We start from the raw sequence: 16,644 nt of genomic DNA, 5'->3' as shown, positions 1-16,644 counted from the left end.
TATTAGCTATGCCTTAAAAATCAAGGGGAGAATATAAAAAATGACTGTTGCTCAACCAGAAGCTTTAAATTTTGAATGTGAAACCGGTAATTATCATACTTTTTGCCCAATTAGCTGTGTGGCATGGCTATACCAAAAAATTGAAGATAGTTTCTTTTTAGTAATTGGTACCAAGACTTGTGGCTACTTCCTCCAAAATGCGATGGGGGTAATGATTTTTGCTGAACCGCGTTACGCGATGGCTGAGTTAGAAGAAGGAGACATCTCAGCACAGCTCAACGATTATGATGAGTTAAAGCGACTATGCTTGCAAATTAAACGCGATCGCAACCCCAGCGTCATTGTTTGGATTGGTACTTGTACTACCGAAATCATCAAAATGGATTTGGAAGGCTTGGCACCAAAGCTAGAATCTGAAATTGGTATTCCCATTGTTGTAGCTCGTGCCAACGGCTTAGACTACGCCTTCACTCAAGGAGAAGATACGGTGTTAGCCGCGATGGCTGCACGTTGTCCTAATCAGGCTCCTATGGTAGAAACTGATAAGAATGAGCGTAACGCCATTCAAAAGCTGCTCAACTTTGGTAAGAAAAAAGAAGAAGTTGCCGAAGAAGAAGCTGAATACGTTAATCACCCACCTCTGGTTTTGTTTGGTTCTCTCCCCGATCCTGTGGTTACTCAGCTAACCCTAGAACTGAAAAAACAAGGCATTAAAGTTTCTGGCTGGCTACCCGCCAAGCGCTTTACAGAATTACCTGTGATTGAAGAAGGGTATTATGTTGCTGGTGTTAATCCCTTCCTCAGCCGTACTGCTACTACCTTAATGCGCCGTCGGAAGTGCAAATTGATCGGCGCACCTTTCCCGATCGGTGCGGATGGTACTCGTGCTTGGATTGAGAAAATTTGTTCGGTATTTGGTATTACTCCTAAAGGGCTTGAAGAACGCGAAGCGCAAATTTGGCAAAATCTAGAAGAGTATATTAAATTAATTCGCGGCAAGTCAGTCTTTTTTATGGGCGATAACTTGTTGGAAGTTTCTCTAGCGCGGTTCTTGATTCGCTGCGGCATGATAGTTCAAGAAATTGGTATTCCCTACATGGATAAACGCTACCAAGCCGCTGAGTTAGCTTTGTTGGAGAAGACTTGCCAAGAAATGGGCGCACCCATACCAAAGATTATCGAAAAGCCAGACAACTATAACCAAATCCAACGTATTTATGAGTTGCAGCCTGATTTAGTAATTACTGGTATGGCTCATGCTAACCCATTGGAAGCACGTGGTATAAATACAAAATGGTCTGTAGAATTCACTTTCGCTCAAATTCATGGCTTTACCAATGCTCGTGACATTTTAGAATTAGTAACTCGTCCCCTGCGTCGTAATAATAATTTGAAAGATTTGGGTTGGGAAAAATTGGTTAAAGAAGAAGCCAAGATTTAAGTATTTGTTTTTTCTACTCTTTGGTGAGTATTTCATTTGTTTGTCTAGAGATTGGGTGAATCTTTATAAAGCGATCGCAAATCGCGATCGCTTTTTTATTGAAGCTGCCTTTGCGTTGAAGATTCACGTTAATCTCGACAGCAAGTATAAATTCTATTCATGCTGTACCACAAATGGTGATCAGGTACTTGCACTACTCACTACAAATAAATATAAGGCTAATAGTTGTGAGTTCGACAAGTCCCCTTCAATCTGCTATTGGTATAAGCTTCCACAAAGACTTGTAATAAACTTACCTGTCATCAACTTGTTAGCAATTTAATTGCTGTTTTACCTACCTCTGTCAAAGAAAGTATTTGTGCATTCTTGATCTGTTAGTTACACATTTTTAATACTTCTGCTAGGCTTGCCTTGATAGCAACAAATTTTTCTAGCTTATCAAGCGTTCTAAAGACTGTGTAAGTTGGCTGAGTTTTTGCAGTGAATTATCTTGGATTTCAGCAAGGGTTTGTACTGCGTCGCACAATGCCAGAATTTGATAGCCTTGTTGCTGTACTTGTTTTCCCTGTTCTTCAACTTGAGCACTGAGATTATCTACTCTGTATGCTAGACTTTCAATCGTCTCAGTTGTAGAGAGTACAGCTTCTCCAATCTGCTCAACGATTGATTCTAGGCGATTTAATTTGACTTCCACATCTGCTACAACCATTTTTTTAGCTCCTTTATATTGAGATAGAATGACAGCAAAGTTTTTACTTAATTTTTAAATATTTTGAATCATTGAATACAGACAGTACTGTATACAAAAGTTTTGAATTTCTTTTAAATTTATGACGGTATCAGTTTAGATTAGGTGATGCCTCTGCGTGGCAAATTTCATAGTATAAAAATTACTTACTAGGTTGGAATATATTTAGCTAAGGTAGTTTCCTTTGGCTAAAGCAGGACTTACGCACGAGTTGATGGAATAATAAACCACTCCAGACGCAGAGGAAGCGGAGTAAAGAGGATTTGAGAGGGATTTTGTGTAAGTTCTATAAAGAAAACTAGTGATGATATACATCAATTACAACTAAGCCCAGTAAACAAAAAAGTCGCTTGGGCAAAGTATGTTTTTGCGATCGCTCTTCGTAAATGGAAAATGATCTGCTGTTGATAAATAACTAAGATAATCGTTAAATCTTCAAATACGCAATGTTTTGGTGGCAAAATATAACACAACTAACCCAAGTATCTATATAGAGAATAAATTTTCATCATCCCTAAGGGATATTCCGTTACTTTATCCGAATTTTATCAAAAATGATGATTTCACTGAGCTTTGATGAAGATTCAGTGAATATACGGTTGTAATTGTGTGTTTTAGTAAGTAGCAAGCTTATATTCTTAAGTGAACCTTTGTAAAAAATAAATTCTTATCTCAACATTCGGCTTGACAATGTACCAATTACCATTCACAACCGTTGTTGAAAATGCAACTTCCAATACTAGCAATACTAGGAAATTAGAATTAGCAGTTCATCCCTCGGTTCGTTCAAAATTTAAACGTTATTTAGATATAGTAGGTAGCTTAATAGGACTTTTAGTTCTTGCAATCTTATTTATACCGATCGCGATCGCTATTAAAATTGATAGTCCAGGTCCTATATTCTTTACACAAGAGCGCTACGGACTGCAAGGGCGTCCATTTCGTATCCGCAAATTTCGTTCTATGGTGACTGATGCCGAACGGTTAAAGTCTCTAGTGAGTAATGAAGCAAACGGACTGATTTTCAAGAATAAAAATGATTTTCGTGTCACAAAAGTAGGAAGATTTTTACGGAGTACGAGCTTAGACGAACTGCCTCAGTTTTGGAACGTTTTAGTCGGTGAAATGAGTTTAGTCGGAACACGCCCGCCAACAGCGGATGAAGTGATTCACTACAACCAGCGTCACTGGCAGCGTTTAAACGTCAAACCTGGGTTAACAGGTGAATGGCAAGTGAGCGGACGTTCTCGTGTTAAAGATTTTGAGCAAATAGTTGATTTAGACTTACAGTACCAAAAAAAGTGGTATCCACTGTATGACATTCTATTGGTTGCCAAAACCTTCTATGTCATTTTTGGTAGAGTAGGAGCTTTCTGAAGCAGTTACTAAGTAGTCATTCATCATATCACCACGTGAATGTAACACTGAAAGAACTAAGTGGAACAACTAGATTACGCTTCAGATGCGCCCTGTCAGATCCCCGGCTTCTTTAGATCAGTCGGGGATCTATATTTTATAGTTATGCGATCGCCGCTTACCCAAAGACAATGATTGAGATGTTACTCAGCAGAGGCGATTAAAGATTTAATGCAGTAATTCTTCTACTTGATGTTGGCTCCATAAAGTTCTGTACAGCCCTGGTTCTTGGATCAAATCTAAGTGTGTGCCTACTTGCACGATTTGACCTTTATCCATAACAAAAATTCTATCGGCAGTCGCCGCCGCAGACAGTTGGTGCGTGATAAAAACTACTGTTTTGCGTTTCGTACCGCCAGAGAGATTTTTGAGGATTGCTGTTGCAGTTTGATTATCGACACTGGAGAGGGCATCATCCAAAATTAACACGGGAGCATCCACCAGCATTGCCCGTGCTAAGGCAGTACGCTGCCGTTGCCCACCAGAAAGAGTGATACCACGTTCACCGACGATAGTTTCGTATTGCTGTGGAAAAATGCTGATTTCTGGAGCAATCTGCGCAACTGTAGCGGCAAATTCTACTTCTTGTTGTTCAGCAACGGGATCGCCATAGCGAATGTTATTTTTAATCGTGGTACTAAAGAGAAAACTATCTTGAGGTACGTAAGCGATCGCACTTCTTAAATCTGGCAACTTGATTTTAGTAATGTCGATTCCGTCTAAAAACAATTGTTCTTGATTGATATCCAACAATCGGGGTAATGTATTAGCCAGAGTTGATTTTCCTGAGCCAATAGCTCCCACAATTGCCACCGTTTCTCCAGGTGTAATCTTAAAGCTGATTTGATTTAAAGCAGGAGTATCAGAACCAGGGTAAGTATAACTGAGATTTTTGGCTGTTAGTTCTCCTTTTACTTGCTCTGTTGGCAGATTAACTGAATCTGATACATCTTGGATTTTGGGCGTAACACTTAAAATTGCCTCAATCCGATCTATACTCACTTCACCTCGTTGGTAGGCGGTGATTGTAAATCCTAATAAAGCAGTGGGGAAAACCAAGCGCTCCACATACAGCAGCAACGCCACGAAATCGCCAACTTCTAAAACTCCAGAGGCAATTCTCGTCGCTCCTAATAGGATAATTACCAACGAACTAATATTAGCTAGTCCACCAATCAAAGGAAACAGTGTATTTCGACTTTTTGCTAGTTTAAGATTAGCTTGCAGCAGTTGTTGATTTCTCCTAGCGAAGGCACGACGCTCATTTTCCTCTTGGGCATAGATTTTAATTAAGGCAATGCCACTGATATCTTCTTGAATCAAGTCGCTGGTGTCAGAGAGTCGATCCTGCACTTCTAACTGTTCATTGCGGAGGCGATCGCTAAACAAATGTACCACCAGAAACATGAATGGATAAACTGCCAATGAGAAGACAGTTAAATCCACACTGATGGAGAGCATGACAGGTAGCGTCAAAGTGTAGGCAAACAAAGTATTTGCCAAACTTAAGACTGCAAAACCCAATAATCGCCGGATATTATCTACATCACTTGTGGCACGACTGATCAAATCACCAGCAGTGTTTGTTACAAAGTAAGCTGGTTCCAGCTTTAATAAGTGTTCAAAAATTCTTTGTTTAAGTTCAAATTCTACCTGACGCCCCACGCCAAAAATCCAAATGCGGGAAGCCATGCGAATTAGCCACATTGCCGAAGTCAGCAAGACAATGGGTACTACATAGTTTAATAATTGGTTAAAGCTAAAAGCTGCCGAAAGTTTGTCAACAGCCGCACGAATTAATAAAGGAATGTAAACACCCAATGCGTTGACAGTGAACAAAGCAAAAATACCTAATGTCGCATCCCGCCAATGGGGACGTAGGTAGGCACCAAGTTTAGCAAGGCGTCGCGTTTTTGCCATTCCAGCTATTTTGCACTTTTTAATCGTAGAGTATGCCAAGATCTGGCATTTTGTAGCTGCCGACGGAAATATATAGCAAAATCAGAAGTCAGACAGGTATTCTAACAAGCTTTCAAATTAAAGTTTAATAAATTACCCATCCTTAAACTGCTATAAAATTAAAAAAAGGTCACTCAGCTACAGAAGTAACATTATGACCTTTTTTAAAGCTAGTTGTTTTAAACTTACGACTGGCGTCCGCGCAAGAAAAAATAAACCTGATTAAGATAACTTTCCCAGACTCGCGTCGTCAGTGACAGTGTTTCAGCATTGGGGACAAAATCTTCTAACCGCAAACCTCTTCTGGGAATGTCATTAGGAGTTTGCAAAAAATAAGGTGAAACTGCCACAGGCGATAGAATGCTGCTTCCTAGATCTGACACACTAGCGATAGTAGAGTCTGGTTTAAATGCCGCCAGTGTTGGGAATGGAGTTGAATTCAGGGCTGGGTTCAGATTACTTGCCGTTGCTACAGGCGATCGCACCAAAAAGTAAGCAACAGCTGGCGTACTTGCTAGTAGCATAATTGTTAATGCCCAAGCGAGATATATTCCTCCTGGCTTATCTATCGCTCCTGCCTTCATCTTCTGAGCCGCAAGAATTAACAGCAATAGTGAAGCTCCTAAAGGCTTGAGTGGAAAAGAAACTACCCTCCATAACGAGGCTACAGCTGGTTCGTTAGGGTTAATAAACGACAGTAAGATAATCAAGAACAGAACGACTAAAAGCAACCGTCCGACAAAGGTTCCGGAAGGATAAAATCTTTGAAACAAAGTGACTAAGATAGCTATGAGCAGTAGCCACAGAAGTACCCGGCTTAACAATATAAACATAGATTAACTCTCAAATCTTTTTTTGCGGTCAGCCTAGTTATTTTGGAAAATTGAGTTATTTTACCGTCAAATTGTAATCGCACTGTCACTAACTGCAAATACCCCACAACGCTACTCCCATAAGAGGATATTTCCGCAGGAGGATGACTATCCTTCATATCAAGACTACCGTCGTAGTGATTTTAGAGCAATTTTTGTCAAGTGACTGCAATATTTGTAATTTTCTAGATCAGTAATCCTGTTCAGGTAAATTAATTTAATTGAGAAGTTGTTTAATTACAAGGAAAAACTATGTCGCCTGGAAAGCCCACAATTTTGGTTACAGGCGGGGCTGGATATATCGGCTCCCATACAGTGCTTGCTCTGAAGCGAGCAGGGTACGAGGTGGTAATTCTTGATAATTTAGTGTACGGACACCGTGACTTGGTAGAAAAAGCTTTAGATGTAGAGCTGATAGTGGGAGATACAGGCGATCGCACCCTGTTGGATAAGTTATTTCAAAGCCACGAGATTGCAGCTGTAATGCACTTTTCTGCCTATGCCTATGTGGGAGAATCAGTTGTAGATCCAGCCAAGTACTACCGCAATAATGTCGTAGGCACCCTGACATTGTTAGAGGCAATGTTAGCTGCTTCTATCAAGAAATTTGTCTTTTCTTCCACTTGTGCAACCTATGGGGTTCCCAATATTGTACCCATTCCAGAAGATCATCCTCAAAATCCGATCAATCCCTATGGCGCTACCAAGCTGATGGTAGAGCAGATTCTTTCTGATTTTGATGTCGCCTATGATTTAAAATCAGTGCGCTTCCGCTATTTCAATGCTGCCGGTGCAGATCCAAATGGTTTATTAGGAGAAGATCACAATCCAGAAACTCATTTGATTCCTTTGGTGTTGTTGGCGGCTTTAGGTAAGCGCGAATCTATTTCAGTTTTTGGCACAGATTACCCGACAGCAGATGGTACTTGTGTTCGAGATTATATCCACGTTAGCGATTTAGCAGACGCTCACGTTTTGGGCTTGGAATATTTATTAAAAGGCGGCAACAGCGAAGTTTTTAACTTAGGAAATGGCAACGGCTTCTCAGTCAAAGAAGTCATTGAAACCGCCAAGCAGGTTACAGGCAAGGATATTAAAGTAGTGGAGTGCGATCGCCGCCCTGGAGATCCACCAGCTTTGATTGGTAGTGGCGATAAAGCCCGAAAAATTTTAGGCTGGCAACCGCAGTACTCAGCCCTGCCAGAAATTATCACTCATGCGTGGCAGTGGCATCAAAAACGACATCAATAACATCAATAACAGATAGGGAACAGGGAACAGCAAAACAATGTGTGTAACTAATTTTATCTGAGTACTTAAATGGTAGAGGCATCCACAAGGGATGCCTTTGATGATTGTTTTGTTGGTAATTGGTAGTTATAGCAGTTGGCAGGAAGCTTAGGACTGATGATACAAGCGGCATTAAGAGAGTTTCAACCCTATTCCCCGTTCCCTGTTGCCTGTTCCTTTTGATATTACTCTCTATTTAATTGTTGTACTACGGCGAGAAAAACACCAACCACGATCAAAACAAAAGAAGCAATCGCCCAAAGTGGCAAACCAAAAGTTCGTGCCTGTGTAAAATTCTGCTTCACATCCTGTGTACCTTGCGAATTTTCTGACACTTGTTTACCAGCTGCGACTGTGACATTGAACTTTAACTCAAAAGGTTTAAAATTTGCCCCTGTTTTGGGTTTACCGCGCAATTGTAGTTGGTAAGTTCCTTGCCGAGGGAAAGTGATGTCTATTCCAGGTACTCCTTGATAACGCTCTGCCGTCAATGATTGCAAAGCTGGTTCCAACAGAGGAGGTTCTCCAGCTGCGTGAGGTTCCGCATAAACCTGCAACTGACAATTACACTCTGCTAGTCGAATCACCCTACCGCCTTTGCGAGTCAAGGCAAACCATGCTTTTGTCCGTTCTCCAGCGCGAGGATGATCATTTGGTTCTATGTGGAGAATTGCACCCACATCCCCTGTCGTTTTTACTTGATGGGCAAATGTGGCAGAAGTATGAGAAAAAAACTCACCAAATAAGACTAGTAATAATACATACTTTGCCGTTATATGGCAGCGTCGAGAAGTGTTTTGTAACAAATTTTGTCTGAGCATTGTGGAGGTAGTAGCCTTTGGTGAGAGTGAAAATACGACTGCTTTTGAAAACGGCAAATCAAATTCTCCCTGATGTGAAACACTGATTTTTGAGCATGAGAATATCATTACAAGATTATTGCCATATGAGCAAATTTTTAGTCGAATAAGTATTATTAAAATTATTTTTTATATTTTATATTTAAACATTTGTTATTGTTAGATTATCACCATGAAAGCTTACGAAAAATTCCTCTAAAATCCCCTTTAATCCGTGTTATCTGTGCTCTCTGCGGTTTATTATTCCATCACTTGTGCAGAAGACTTAACCATTTTCTAAATTAAATTTGACCAGGTACTTGTATATTTTTCATCAATGTATAGACGCCTTTTTATATTTTAATTTAAATTAAGATTGTATAAATTTAACGTGACTTACTCAACGGTACGTAAAATTTTTCTAAAGATAGTATCGACCAAAAAAAGCGATTTCTCACTACTAACACACCAAGAGTAATTATCACCAACAATACTGACGCTAATTTGTTGAAATCATTTAATCGCAAAGAACCAAGGTAATGCGAGCCAATCATAATTGTATGAATGGTAGCCAAGATTAAAGTCGGTATACTCAAAAGATGAATTTGCCGCCAACGCTTACCCAAAAACTTTTGTAAAGAATCAAAACTCGTTAATGCAGCGGGAGCCATCAACACCAGTGCTACTACACCCGCAGCCATTCCCCACTGAAAATCTGGCGGCAAAAACCAGAAAGCAGCAAAATTCCATTGTAGTGAGTGTTCTATCATGTGGGTAGTATGCGCAACAGAAAGTACAAAAGCGCCTACTCCCAAAGCACGACGATAACGCAAGAGAACTGCCCACAAACCGCTTACAGGACGAGCAATCAGCGCCAGCATTAACAATATCAGCGCGGCGTGTCCAGTGTAATCTACCATTGTGTCACCCGTCCGCAGCAGCGTAAGTACACCTATAGTAAGAGTTACCCAACCACCCAACCGAAACAACTGACTGCGTCTATCTTTACTTACAAACGATGTAGAAACACCTACACCTAACATCGTAGGTATGGTTCCGATGCCAAAAGCCAGCATCGTTGCTGCACCTATCCACAAATTACCAGTTTCCGCAGCTTTAATTTGGGCAGCATAAAGAAAACCACAAGGCATTAAACCCCAAGTCATACCTAAAACAGCTGGTGTCCACCATCTGCTTTTAAGGGAAAGTTTAACCATCCCCGCGCTCAAGCGGTTGTGTAAACTTCCCTTTAACAAGGGGTGCAGTACTGGTATTCGAGGCAAAAAGTCCGGTTTAATTTGTCCTAGTCCAAACCAAATCAACATCATGCCTGTGACAATAGCAATCCACTGGCGTAAATCACTACCAATTCCTGCCAGTTGTCCACTCTTCAGCAATATGGAACCTAACGCACCAATTCCAGCACCAACAAGGGTGTAGCTCAGGAGTCGGCCAAAGTTTAGCAAAGCATGAAATGTCAATTGCTGCTGCCAATTGGAAGTTTTTTGTTGATGAGATAGAGAAAATGCTACAGCCAAAGGGCCACACATTCCCAAACAGTGGCCAAAACTTCCCAGAAACCCCAAAGATATGATGAGTAAATAATCTAACATACTGACGGCTAATGGCTAATCGACAACATTTACGATTAGCAATTCCTAAATTATGTAATTCAGCTAGCCCAGTTGTTGCGAAAAATTTCTTGGACATAGCTAATCATGAGGAACTTTAAAGTAAATTTTCAACTCTGTCAAAAGACAAGTTGTCAAACTTGAGTCAAGCGCTATCCTAAATCAGGAAGGCACGGATAAATCAAATGAAAAAGTGGATTTGGCTGGTGCTGGCGATACTGGTAGCATGTGCGGCAGTTGTTAGTAGCGGATTTTTCAGGCAAGGTGAGCAACCATCGGTCATTGAAACTATTAAAGTTGAAAATCCGCACTTAGGTAAAGAAGACACAGGGACAAGGGGATACGGGGACACGGGGAATGTTTCTCTCTTTGCGTCTTCCGCTCCCCAAGTCTCAGCTAGTAGGCTGTTTGCCCATGTTCAGAATTTAAATTTTAAGCGTTATACAGATGCAGAGCGATCGCGTACCCGTGCTTACATCACTAACGAACTAAAAAAATTAGGCTGGAAATCCCAATTGCAAAAGTTCTCTGATGGTGTAAATGTCTTTGCAGAACGCAAAGGAACTGATAAAGAAGCAGGAGCCATTCTCGTTGGTGCACATTACGATACCGTTGCCATCTCTCCCGGTGCTGATGACAATGCCAGTGGTGTGGCTGTGCTTTTAGAAATTGCCCGACTGCTTGGTTCTCGTCCAACACCAAGAACTTTACAATTAGTGTTTTTTGATCAAGAGGAAGCAGGATTGTTAGGTAGCAAAGCTTTTGTTACTAAAACAGCACATTTGTTGAAGAACTTGCGCGGCGTCATTGTGATGGATATGGTTGGCTATGCTTGCCATACAGTAGGTTGTCAGCAGTATCCTGCGGGTTTGCCTATCACACCACCCAGCGATAAAGGTGATTTTTTAGCAGTAGTCGGTGATACAGAACACTTGCCACTGCTCAACGTTTTTCAACATTTAGATTTAGTTGCACTCAAGCCAGAAAACAAGCGCAGTTTTGATAACAAAAATCTCTCCGTGTCTACCCTTCCCCGCGTCTTTGCATCAATTTCTTTGCCACCCATTTTTACCTTACCAGTTCCGCTCAAGGGCTTGCTAACACCAGATACCCTACGTAGTGATCATGCTCCATTCTGGTTTCAAGGAGTAGGTGCAGTACTAGTGACAGATACAGCTAATCTACGTAGCCCATACTACCATCAACCCAGCGATACACCAAAGACAATAGACCGTAAGTTCTTTACAGGAGCAGCACAGACTGTTGTCAACGTTACTACGGTTTTATTAGAAAATAAAAAGGCTTTGGATACACCAACATCAAATTTTTAACTTTTATAGATACATAAATAATTTTCTAAGTAGCTCTTGCTGAGGTGCGTACTAAACAGGATAAGGGAGATAGGGAAGATGGGGAAGAATTTACTCTTATTACTTCCTCACCTCTCTCACCTTCCTCAACTCTTGTCCCCTGCCTTTTTAGGGGAACCTCACTGATACAACTAGAGTCTAAATCCGTCTGTAGGTGTAGCGTTTGTCATATTTCTATCTTGACTGTGATTTTGTGTCAAATTTTTTACAGCGACTTATATCCTATTAGCTATGGTTCAGCTCAGACCAGGCGGCTTTCACAATCTATCACTTAGTCTTCGTTTCCTTTTAATTCATACAATTTATTTAAGTATATTTACTTTATGTAGTGCTTGTGGTTCAATCCAAGCGCAGAATCATATTCCCGAAACGCCCCTTCCTAAAAATCAAATCTCTTCTAGTCGAGTTGTAGCACTTGGAAAGTTAGTACCAAAAGGAGATGTAATTAAAATATCAGTGGTGAATGCCAGGGATAGTCGCGTTAACCAAATTTTGATTGAGGAAGGTGATGTAGTTAAGCCAAATCAAGTAATCGCGATTTTGCAAGGACGAGATAGAGCCGAACAACAGCTTCGGGATGCCAAGGCAAACGTTGCAATTAAACGATCGCAACTCGAAAAAATTCAGCAAGGGGATGTTAAAGCAGGAGAACTTGCTGCTCAACGTGCAGCGATCACTCTTGTAGAAGCTCGCCTTCGTACCGAGACACAACAAAAACAAGCCGCGATCGCGAAAGCAGAAGCCACAATTCACAATGCCAGGTTGCAATATCAACGTTACTTGACTCTAGATAAAGAAGGAGCAGTCAAGCGTTCTGAGCTAGACGATGCACGAGAAGAATATGAAACAGCTCAAGCAGCTCTGATGGAAAGTAAAGCTGAGTTAGAAAACACCACATCCACCTTACAAGCCCAGCTAACTAAGGAAAGAGCGAATTTAGATAGGTTGCGAGAAGTTCGTCCAGTTGATGTTCGGATTGCCAAAGCTGAACTAGAGCAAGCCTTGATTCAAGTGGAACAGCGAAAAGCTGAATTAGATGATACACAAGTGCGAGTTCCAGTGGCAGGACAAATCTTGAGAATTAATACCCGTGTTGGGGAACAAGTCAACACCGAACAGGGAATTGCAGAATTAGGACAGACAAATCAAATGTATGCGATCGCGGAAATTTATGAAACTGATATCGTCAAGGTAAAGCAAGGGCAGCGAGCCACAATTACTAGCGAGTACGGTGGCTTTCGAGGCGAACTCCAAGGTTTAGTCGCCCAAATAGGACTACAAATTGGTAAAAATCGTCTCAATCAAGACCAGAGTAACCCAACCACCGATGTTAATGCTCGTGTAGTAGAAGTGAAAATCCGCCTTAATCCAGAAGATAGTCGTAAAGTGGCCGCTTTAACAGGTATGCAAGTGAGAGTAAAAATAGATGTTTCGTCGTAATTACCAGATAGAAGCTCCCCTTGCTTGGGCGCAGTTGTCTCATCAAAAAGTTCGCCTGGCAGTAGCAACAACAGGTGTTTGCTTTGCCAACATTTTGATGTTTACTCAACTAGGACTCTTGGCAATGCTGACAGAAGGAACAACTCGACTCCATGAAAGCTTGGGAGGAGATTTGTTGTTGGTATCTTCATTCAGTCCGAGTCTACTTTTTAGAATATCTTTTCCACGCGCATATCTTTATCAAGCAGCAGCAGTGGAAGGTATTACTGATGCTAACCCAATTTACATTGGCAGGGCAAATTGGGTAAATCCCAACCAAATAAATGGGCAGATTCAGCAACACAAAAGCCAAGAACCGGATTTTTTCGGTAACGAAGTTAGAATTATTGCTTTTAATCCTGCTCAACCTTCACTGAAGTTACCAGAGGTTAATCAACAACTCTCCAAATTAACAGCACCAGATGCTGTATTGTTTGATCGCCTATCCCAATCTTCTTTAGGAGCAATTCCAGAATTGCTTCGCACTCGTCCAGAGGTAACAACCCTAATGGATAATCGCCGTACCTTTGCAGTTGGATTGTTCAGTATGGGCAGTACTATCAATGACAAAGGTAATGTGATCATGAGTGACTGGAATTATGCTCAACGCTTTGGAAATAATAGTTTGAATCAAGTCAGAATTGGAGTACTTTCTCTAGAGCCAGGAGCAAATATTAATACAGTCCAAGCAAAATTGCGTACTATTCTTCCTCCAGAAGTGGCAGTCTTAACGCACAAAGAATTGATTCAACGAGAGCAGCAGTTCCATGCCTCACAGCCGGAAGGAATTATCTTAAAGTTTGGTACAATTGTCGGTTTTGTCGTTGGGGTAACCATCCTCTATCAAGTTTTATACTCTGATGTCAGCGATCACTTATCTGAATATGCCACGCTCAAAGCAATGGGTTATACCCATACCTCACTTCTTTCGGTTGTGCTGCAAGAAGCAATTATTCTGGGTGTGATGGGATTTATTCCTGGCTTTATCGCTTCAGTCGGTATCTATCAATTGTTAGTTATACTGACAAGAATTCCTCTCACAATGAAGCTGAGTGTAGCAATTCAAGTCTTTATCCTTACCGTTGTTATGTGTAGCATTTCTGGTGTGATCGCGACAAGTAAACTCCGCTCTGCCGATCCAGCAGATGTATTTTAACAATCAAAGTAAATAATTTTATGGAACCTTGCGTTGCAGTCCGTAATCTTAACCATACTTTTGGTCAAGGTGTATTACGTAAACCTGTACTGAGTAACGTAGCTCTGAATATTTACCCAGGAGAAATTTTTATTCTCACTGGCCCTTCTGGTAGTGGTAAGACAACTTTATTATCACTGATTGGGGGACTGCGATCGCTACAGGAAGGAAGCCTGAAAATTTTCGGTCAAGAACTGCACGGTTGCACTCAAAGACAACTAACTAAAGTGCGAAACCAAATAGGCTTTATCTTTCAACACCACAATCTGCTCAAATGTCTTACCGCCTATGGCAACGTCCGAATGTCCCTCAAGCTGCATCCTGAAATTCCTAAACAAGAGTATCAACAACGAGCCATAGCCATGCTGGGGGCAGTAGGATTGGGCGATCGCGTAGATTACTACCCAGATAAGCTATCAGGAGGAGAAAAGCAGCGAGTAGCAATTGCTCGTGCTTTAGTAGCTCAACCAAAACTAGTCTTAGCAGATGAACCTACTTCATCACTAGATAGCAAAACAGGGCGAGATGTAGTTGATATCATTCAAAGTCTAGCCAAAGAAGAAGGCTGCGCGGTTTTACTTGTAACTCATGATACCCGCATTCTAGATATAGCTGATCGCATTATTCAAATGGAAGATGGTCGGTTACAAGAATTTTCAAATCGTTACTAATTATTAATATCCATAGTCCATGACATTAGTCACACGACATCTTCATACTAAAGTTACAGTTGTATTTGTTACGTCTGACACTAGCGCAGGCGAGCTTCAATTTATACAATACCAGGAATAAGGCATCAAGCCGAGTGCATTTTATGTGCAGGTAAGCAAATCAGAGGAGGATTTTTCGGTGAGTTACTACAATTTTGATGAACATTTCTGGTCTGCTCAGACGGTTTGTAGCAAACAAACATTACCCAAGTCAAATCCAAAGATTTCTCGTATAAGTAACATAAATATATTAAAAGTAATTTTGGCTTTAGGATGCATTGGGATTTGGACACCATTGCTACTTCAAATCTTAGTTCCTGTTATCAATCAGAATCAGGAAGAAAGTTCCCTGTATGCTGATAATTCTGGAGTCCATCGCCTGCTACTAAAGCGAGCCATAATTTTAAATAACCAGTAATTCTTTTTGAAGTAGAAAAAGCAAATTAAATCTAAAAGGTGTACTGTAAAATATCTGACTTCTAATAAGAAGTTGGATAGCTGTGCTTTTAGTTTATTTATCTGGAACAATCAATACTCCTCATGTCTATCCGGAAATTATTCTGAATTTTGTATTCCTTTTTTAATATTATTTTTAGTTATACTAAGGCAAAAAATATTATTCATGTGTGAATAGCGAACTTAATTTGAAAACACTAAGTATGCAAATAAATTAGAAAAAGTTTTAATTTTATACAAGTTTGCTTTGATTTTGTTCTCTAGCGACGTGTAAACACGTTGTTCTAGTAAAGCTGAGAATAAACTTTAGCAAATGATTTAAGAATTGGTATGAAATAGTCACTTAACTAGTATTCATAAATTTCAGTGTATGAGAATCCGGATCTCTTATCTAAAGTTTGTAGAGAATGAATACGGAATCACTCACTGCAAAAGAACAAAACGACCATGATTACAGTGTATGAAACCCTAGCGTTAATTGTATTATGCTAATTTTTAAATTTGTGTTCCCGCTTCTGAAAACTGCTATTATTGGGATTAATTGGATTCGCTTCTTGATACTCAAATCATCTGCAATATTAGTCAAAAAATTAGATGAATCTCATGATTTTTGCAGATGTTAATACTGAATTATCTATTTTGGCAACAATCGAAACAATACTTTGGTAAGAGTAATAACAATGGAATGTAATTGTTGTGGAGAACGTGGTAGTGGCCGATATAAATATTTAAATGTAAAAAATTAGCCACATTAGTAATGTTTCCCAAAAGCCGAAATTTCTTTACTAATGGTACAGTTATATGGTGTTATTTCGGCTTGACGAGTCCCTTCATCTCCATATTTCAAACATAAACTTATGTAAGTATGTGGTTTGTAAGGCATTCTCTCTGCCCATTCAACTGCCACAATACCAGGATATATCTCCACACCTTCCCAGTAAGTTTCTAAGTTTAATGCCGCAACTTCTTCCGGTTCTAAGCGGTATAAATCTAGGTGATAAAGGGGAAGGCGTCCTTGGGTATATTCGTTAATGAGTGTGAAAGTTGGACTGACAATTGCTTCGGTGATACCCAAACCTTCACCAATACCTTGTACTAGAGTTGTTTTGCCAGCACCTAAATCACCTTCTAGTAAAATGACGCTACCAGCATTGAGTAATTGACCGAGAGTAATACCAAGCGATCGCGTAGCCTCTGTATTTGGTAGCAAAATTTTCATATTGGTTATTAATCATTGG

Annotated in this window: 15 protein-coding genes; 9 read left to right on the top strand and 6 right to left on the bottom strand. The window is 40.4% G+C overall.

What is annotated here, in order from left to right:
• Positions 1 to 40: 40 nt before the first annotated feature.
• Together U2718_RS30420 and U2718_RS30415 are read left to right on the top strand one after the other, a co-directional pair.
• A complete protein-coding gene (locus tag U2718_RS30420; RefSeq protein WP_341993820.1) occupies positions 41 to 1,441 on the top strand; it encodes a ferredoxin:protochlorophyllide reductase (ATP-dependent) subunit N in 1,401 nt (466 codons plus the stop codon).
• 40 nt (positions 1,442 to 1,481) lie between these two features.
• Positions 1,482 to 1,763, top strand: a complete 282-nt coding sequence (locus U2718_RS30415) for a hypothetical protein (RefSeq protein ID WP_341993821.1) — start codon at positions 1,482 to 1,484, stop codon at positions 1,761 to 1,763.
• A 108-nt stretch (positions 1,764 to 1,871) separates the two neighbouring features.
• Here U2718_RS30415 and U2718_RS30410 read toward each other — a convergent pair whose 3' ends face one another.
• A complete protein-coding gene (locus tag U2718_RS30410; protein WP_341993822.1) occupies positions 1,872 to 2,150 on the bottom strand; it encodes a hypothetical protein in 279 nt (92 codons plus the stop codon).
• Between the two features lie 729 nt (positions 2,151 to 2,879).
• Between U2718_RS30410 and U2718_RS30405 the strand changes: the two genes are divergently transcribed.
• Positions 2,880 to 3,566 (top strand): sugar transferase, encoded by a 687-nt coding sequence (locus U2718_RS30405; protein ID WP_341993823.1) that lies wholly within the window; start codon positions 2,880 to 2,882, stop codon positions 3,564 to 3,566.
• Between the two features lie 207 nt (positions 3,567 to 3,773).
• Here U2718_RS30405 and U2718_RS30400 read toward each other — a convergent pair whose 3' ends face one another.
• The gene (locus U2718_RS30400; protein ID WP_341993824.1) at positions 3,774 to 5,525 is read right to left on the bottom strand and encodes an ABC transporter ATP-binding protein; all 1,752 of its coding nucleotides are present in this window, start codon (positions 5,523 to 5,525) and stop codon (positions 3,774 to 3,776) included.
• A 224-nt stretch (positions 5,526 to 5,749) separates the two neighbouring features.
• A complete protein-coding gene (locus U2718_RS30395) occupies positions 5,750 to 6,397 on the bottom strand; it encodes a hypothetical protein (RefSeq protein ID WP_341993825.1) in 648 nt (215 codons plus the stop codon).
• A gap of 291 nt (positions 6,398 to 6,688) precedes the next feature.
• Between U2718_RS30395 and galE the strand changes: the two genes are divergently transcribed.
• Positions 6,689 to 7,687, top strand: coding sequence for a UDP-glucose 4-epimerase GalE (galE, locus tag U2718_RS30390; protein ID WP_341993826.1), 999 nt, complete (start codon positions 6,689 to 6,691; stop codon positions 7,685 to 7,687).
• Positions 7,688 to 7,911: 224 nt separating this feature from the next.
• On the opposite strand, the gene U2718_RS30385 is transcribed toward galE, so the two are convergent.
• Positions 7,912 to 8,547, bottom strand: coding sequence for a hypothetical protein (locus U2718_RS30385; RefSeq protein ID WP_341993827.1), 636 nt, complete (start codon positions 8,545 to 8,547; stop codon positions 7,912 to 7,914).
• A 404-nt stretch (positions 8,548 to 8,951) separates the two neighbouring features.
• The gene (locus tag U2718_RS30380; RefSeq protein WP_341993828.1) at positions 8,952 to 10,178 is read right to left on the bottom strand and encodes a sulfite exporter TauE/SafE family protein; all 1,227 of its coding nucleotides are present in this window, start codon (positions 10,176 to 10,178) and stop codon (positions 8,952 to 8,954) included.
• 203 nt (positions 10,179 to 10,381) lie between these two features.
• Between U2718_RS30380 and U2718_RS30375 the strand changes: the two genes are divergently transcribed.
• From U2718_RS30375 to U2718_RS30355, 5 genes are all read left to right on the top strand, one after another.
• A complete protein-coding gene (locus U2718_RS30375) occupies positions 10,382 to 11,527 on the top strand; it encodes a M28 family peptidase (protein ID WP_341993829.1) in 1,146 nt (381 codons plus the stop codon).
• 270 nt (positions 11,528 to 11,797) lie between these two features.
• The gene (locus tag U2718_RS30370) at positions 11,798 to 13,006 is read left to right on the top strand and encodes an HlyD family efflux transporter periplasmic adaptor subunit (RefSeq protein ID WP_341993830.1); all 1,209 of its coding nucleotides are present in this window, start codon (positions 11,798 to 11,800) and stop codon (positions 13,004 to 13,006) included.
• The gene (gene devC / locus U2718_RS30365; RefSeq protein ID WP_341993831.1) at positions 12,993 to 14,201 is read left to right on the top strand and encodes an ABC transporter permease DevC; all 1,209 of its coding nucleotides are present in this window, start codon (positions 12,993 to 12,995) and stop codon (positions 14,199 to 14,201) included. Before U2718_RS30370 ends, devC begins: the two co-directional genes overlap by 14 nt.
• Positions 14,202 to 14,221: 20 nt before the next feature.
• Positions 14,222 to 14,911 (top strand): DevA family ABC transporter ATP-binding protein, encoded by a 690-nt coding sequence (locus U2718_RS30360; RefSeq protein ID WP_341993832.1) that lies wholly within the window; start codon positions 14,222 to 14,224, stop codon positions 14,909 to 14,911.
• Positions 14,912 to 15,089: 178 nt separating this feature from the next.
• A complete protein-coding gene (locus U2718_RS30355; RefSeq protein WP_341993833.1) occupies positions 15,090 to 15,368 on the top strand; it encodes a hypothetical protein in 279 nt (92 codons plus the stop codon).
• A gap of 789 nt (positions 15,369 to 16,157) precedes the next feature.
• Here U2718_RS30355 and tsaE read toward each other — a convergent pair.
• Positions 16,158 to 16,625, bottom strand: coding sequence for a tRNA (adenosine(37)-N6)-threonylcarbamoyltransferase complex ATPase subunit type 1 TsaE (gene tsaE, locus U2718_RS30350; RefSeq protein WP_341993834.1), 468 nt, complete (start codon positions 16,623 to 16,625; stop codon positions 16,158 to 16,160).
• Positions 16,626 to 16,644: the final 19 nt, after the last annotated feature.

The organism is Chlorogloeopsis sp. ULAP02, assembly GCF_038404745.2.
Lineage (GTDB): Bacteria > Cyanobacteriota > Cyanobacteriia > Cyanobacteriales > Nostocaceae > Chlorogloeopsis.
This window is presented reverse-complemented; position numbering and strand designations above follow the sequence as displayed.

Coding starts and splice junctions, on each gene's coding strand:
- U2718_RS30370 (WP_341993830.1), top strand. CDS start 11,798: ATGGTTCAGCTCAGACCAGGCGGCTTTCACAATCTATCACTTAGTCTT.
- U2718_RS30395 (WP_341993825.1), bottom strand. CDS start 6,397: ATGTTTATATTGTTAAGCCGGGTACTTCTGTGGCTACTGCTCATAGCT.
- tsaE (WP_341993834.1), bottom strand. CDS start 16,625: ATGAAAATTTTGCTACCAAATACAGAGGCTACGCGATCGCTTGGTATT.
- U2718_RS30400 (WP_341993824.1), bottom strand. CDS start 5,525: ATGGCAAAAACGCGACGCCTTGCTAAACTTGGTGCCTACCTACGTCCC.
- U2718_RS30385 (WP_341993827.1), bottom strand. CDS start 8,547: ATGCTCAGACAAAATTTGTTACAAAACACTTCTCGACGCTGCCATATA.
- U2718_RS30405 (WP_341993823.1), top strand. CDS start 2,880: ATGTACCAATTACCATTCACAACCGTTGTTGAAAATGCAACTTCCAAT.
- galE (WP_341993826.1), top strand. CDS start 6,689: ATGTCGCCTGGAAAGCCCACAATTTTGGTTACAGGCGGGGCTGGATAT.
- U2718_RS30360 (WP_341993832.1), top strand. CDS start 14,222: ATGGAACCTTGCGTTGCAGTCCGTAATCTTAACCATACTTTTGGTCAA.
- devC (WP_341993831.1), top strand. CDS start 12,993: ATGTTTCGTCGTAATTACCAGATAGAAGCTCCCCTTGCTTGGGCGCAG.
- U2718_RS30410 (WP_341993822.1), bottom strand. CDS start 2,150: ATGGTTGTAGCAGATGTGGAAGTCAAATTAAATCGCCTAGAATCAATC.
- U2718_RS30420 (WP_341993820.1), top strand. CDS start 41: ATGACTGTTGCTCAACCAGAAGCTTTAAATTTTGAATGTGAAACCGGT.
- U2718_RS30380 (WP_341993828.1), bottom strand. CDS start 10,178: ATGTTAGATTATTTACTCATCATATCTTTGGGGTTTCTGGGAAGTTTT.
- U2718_RS30375 (WP_341993829.1), top strand. CDS start 10,382: ATGAAAAAGTGGATTTGGCTGGTGCTGGCGATACTGGTAGCATGTGCG.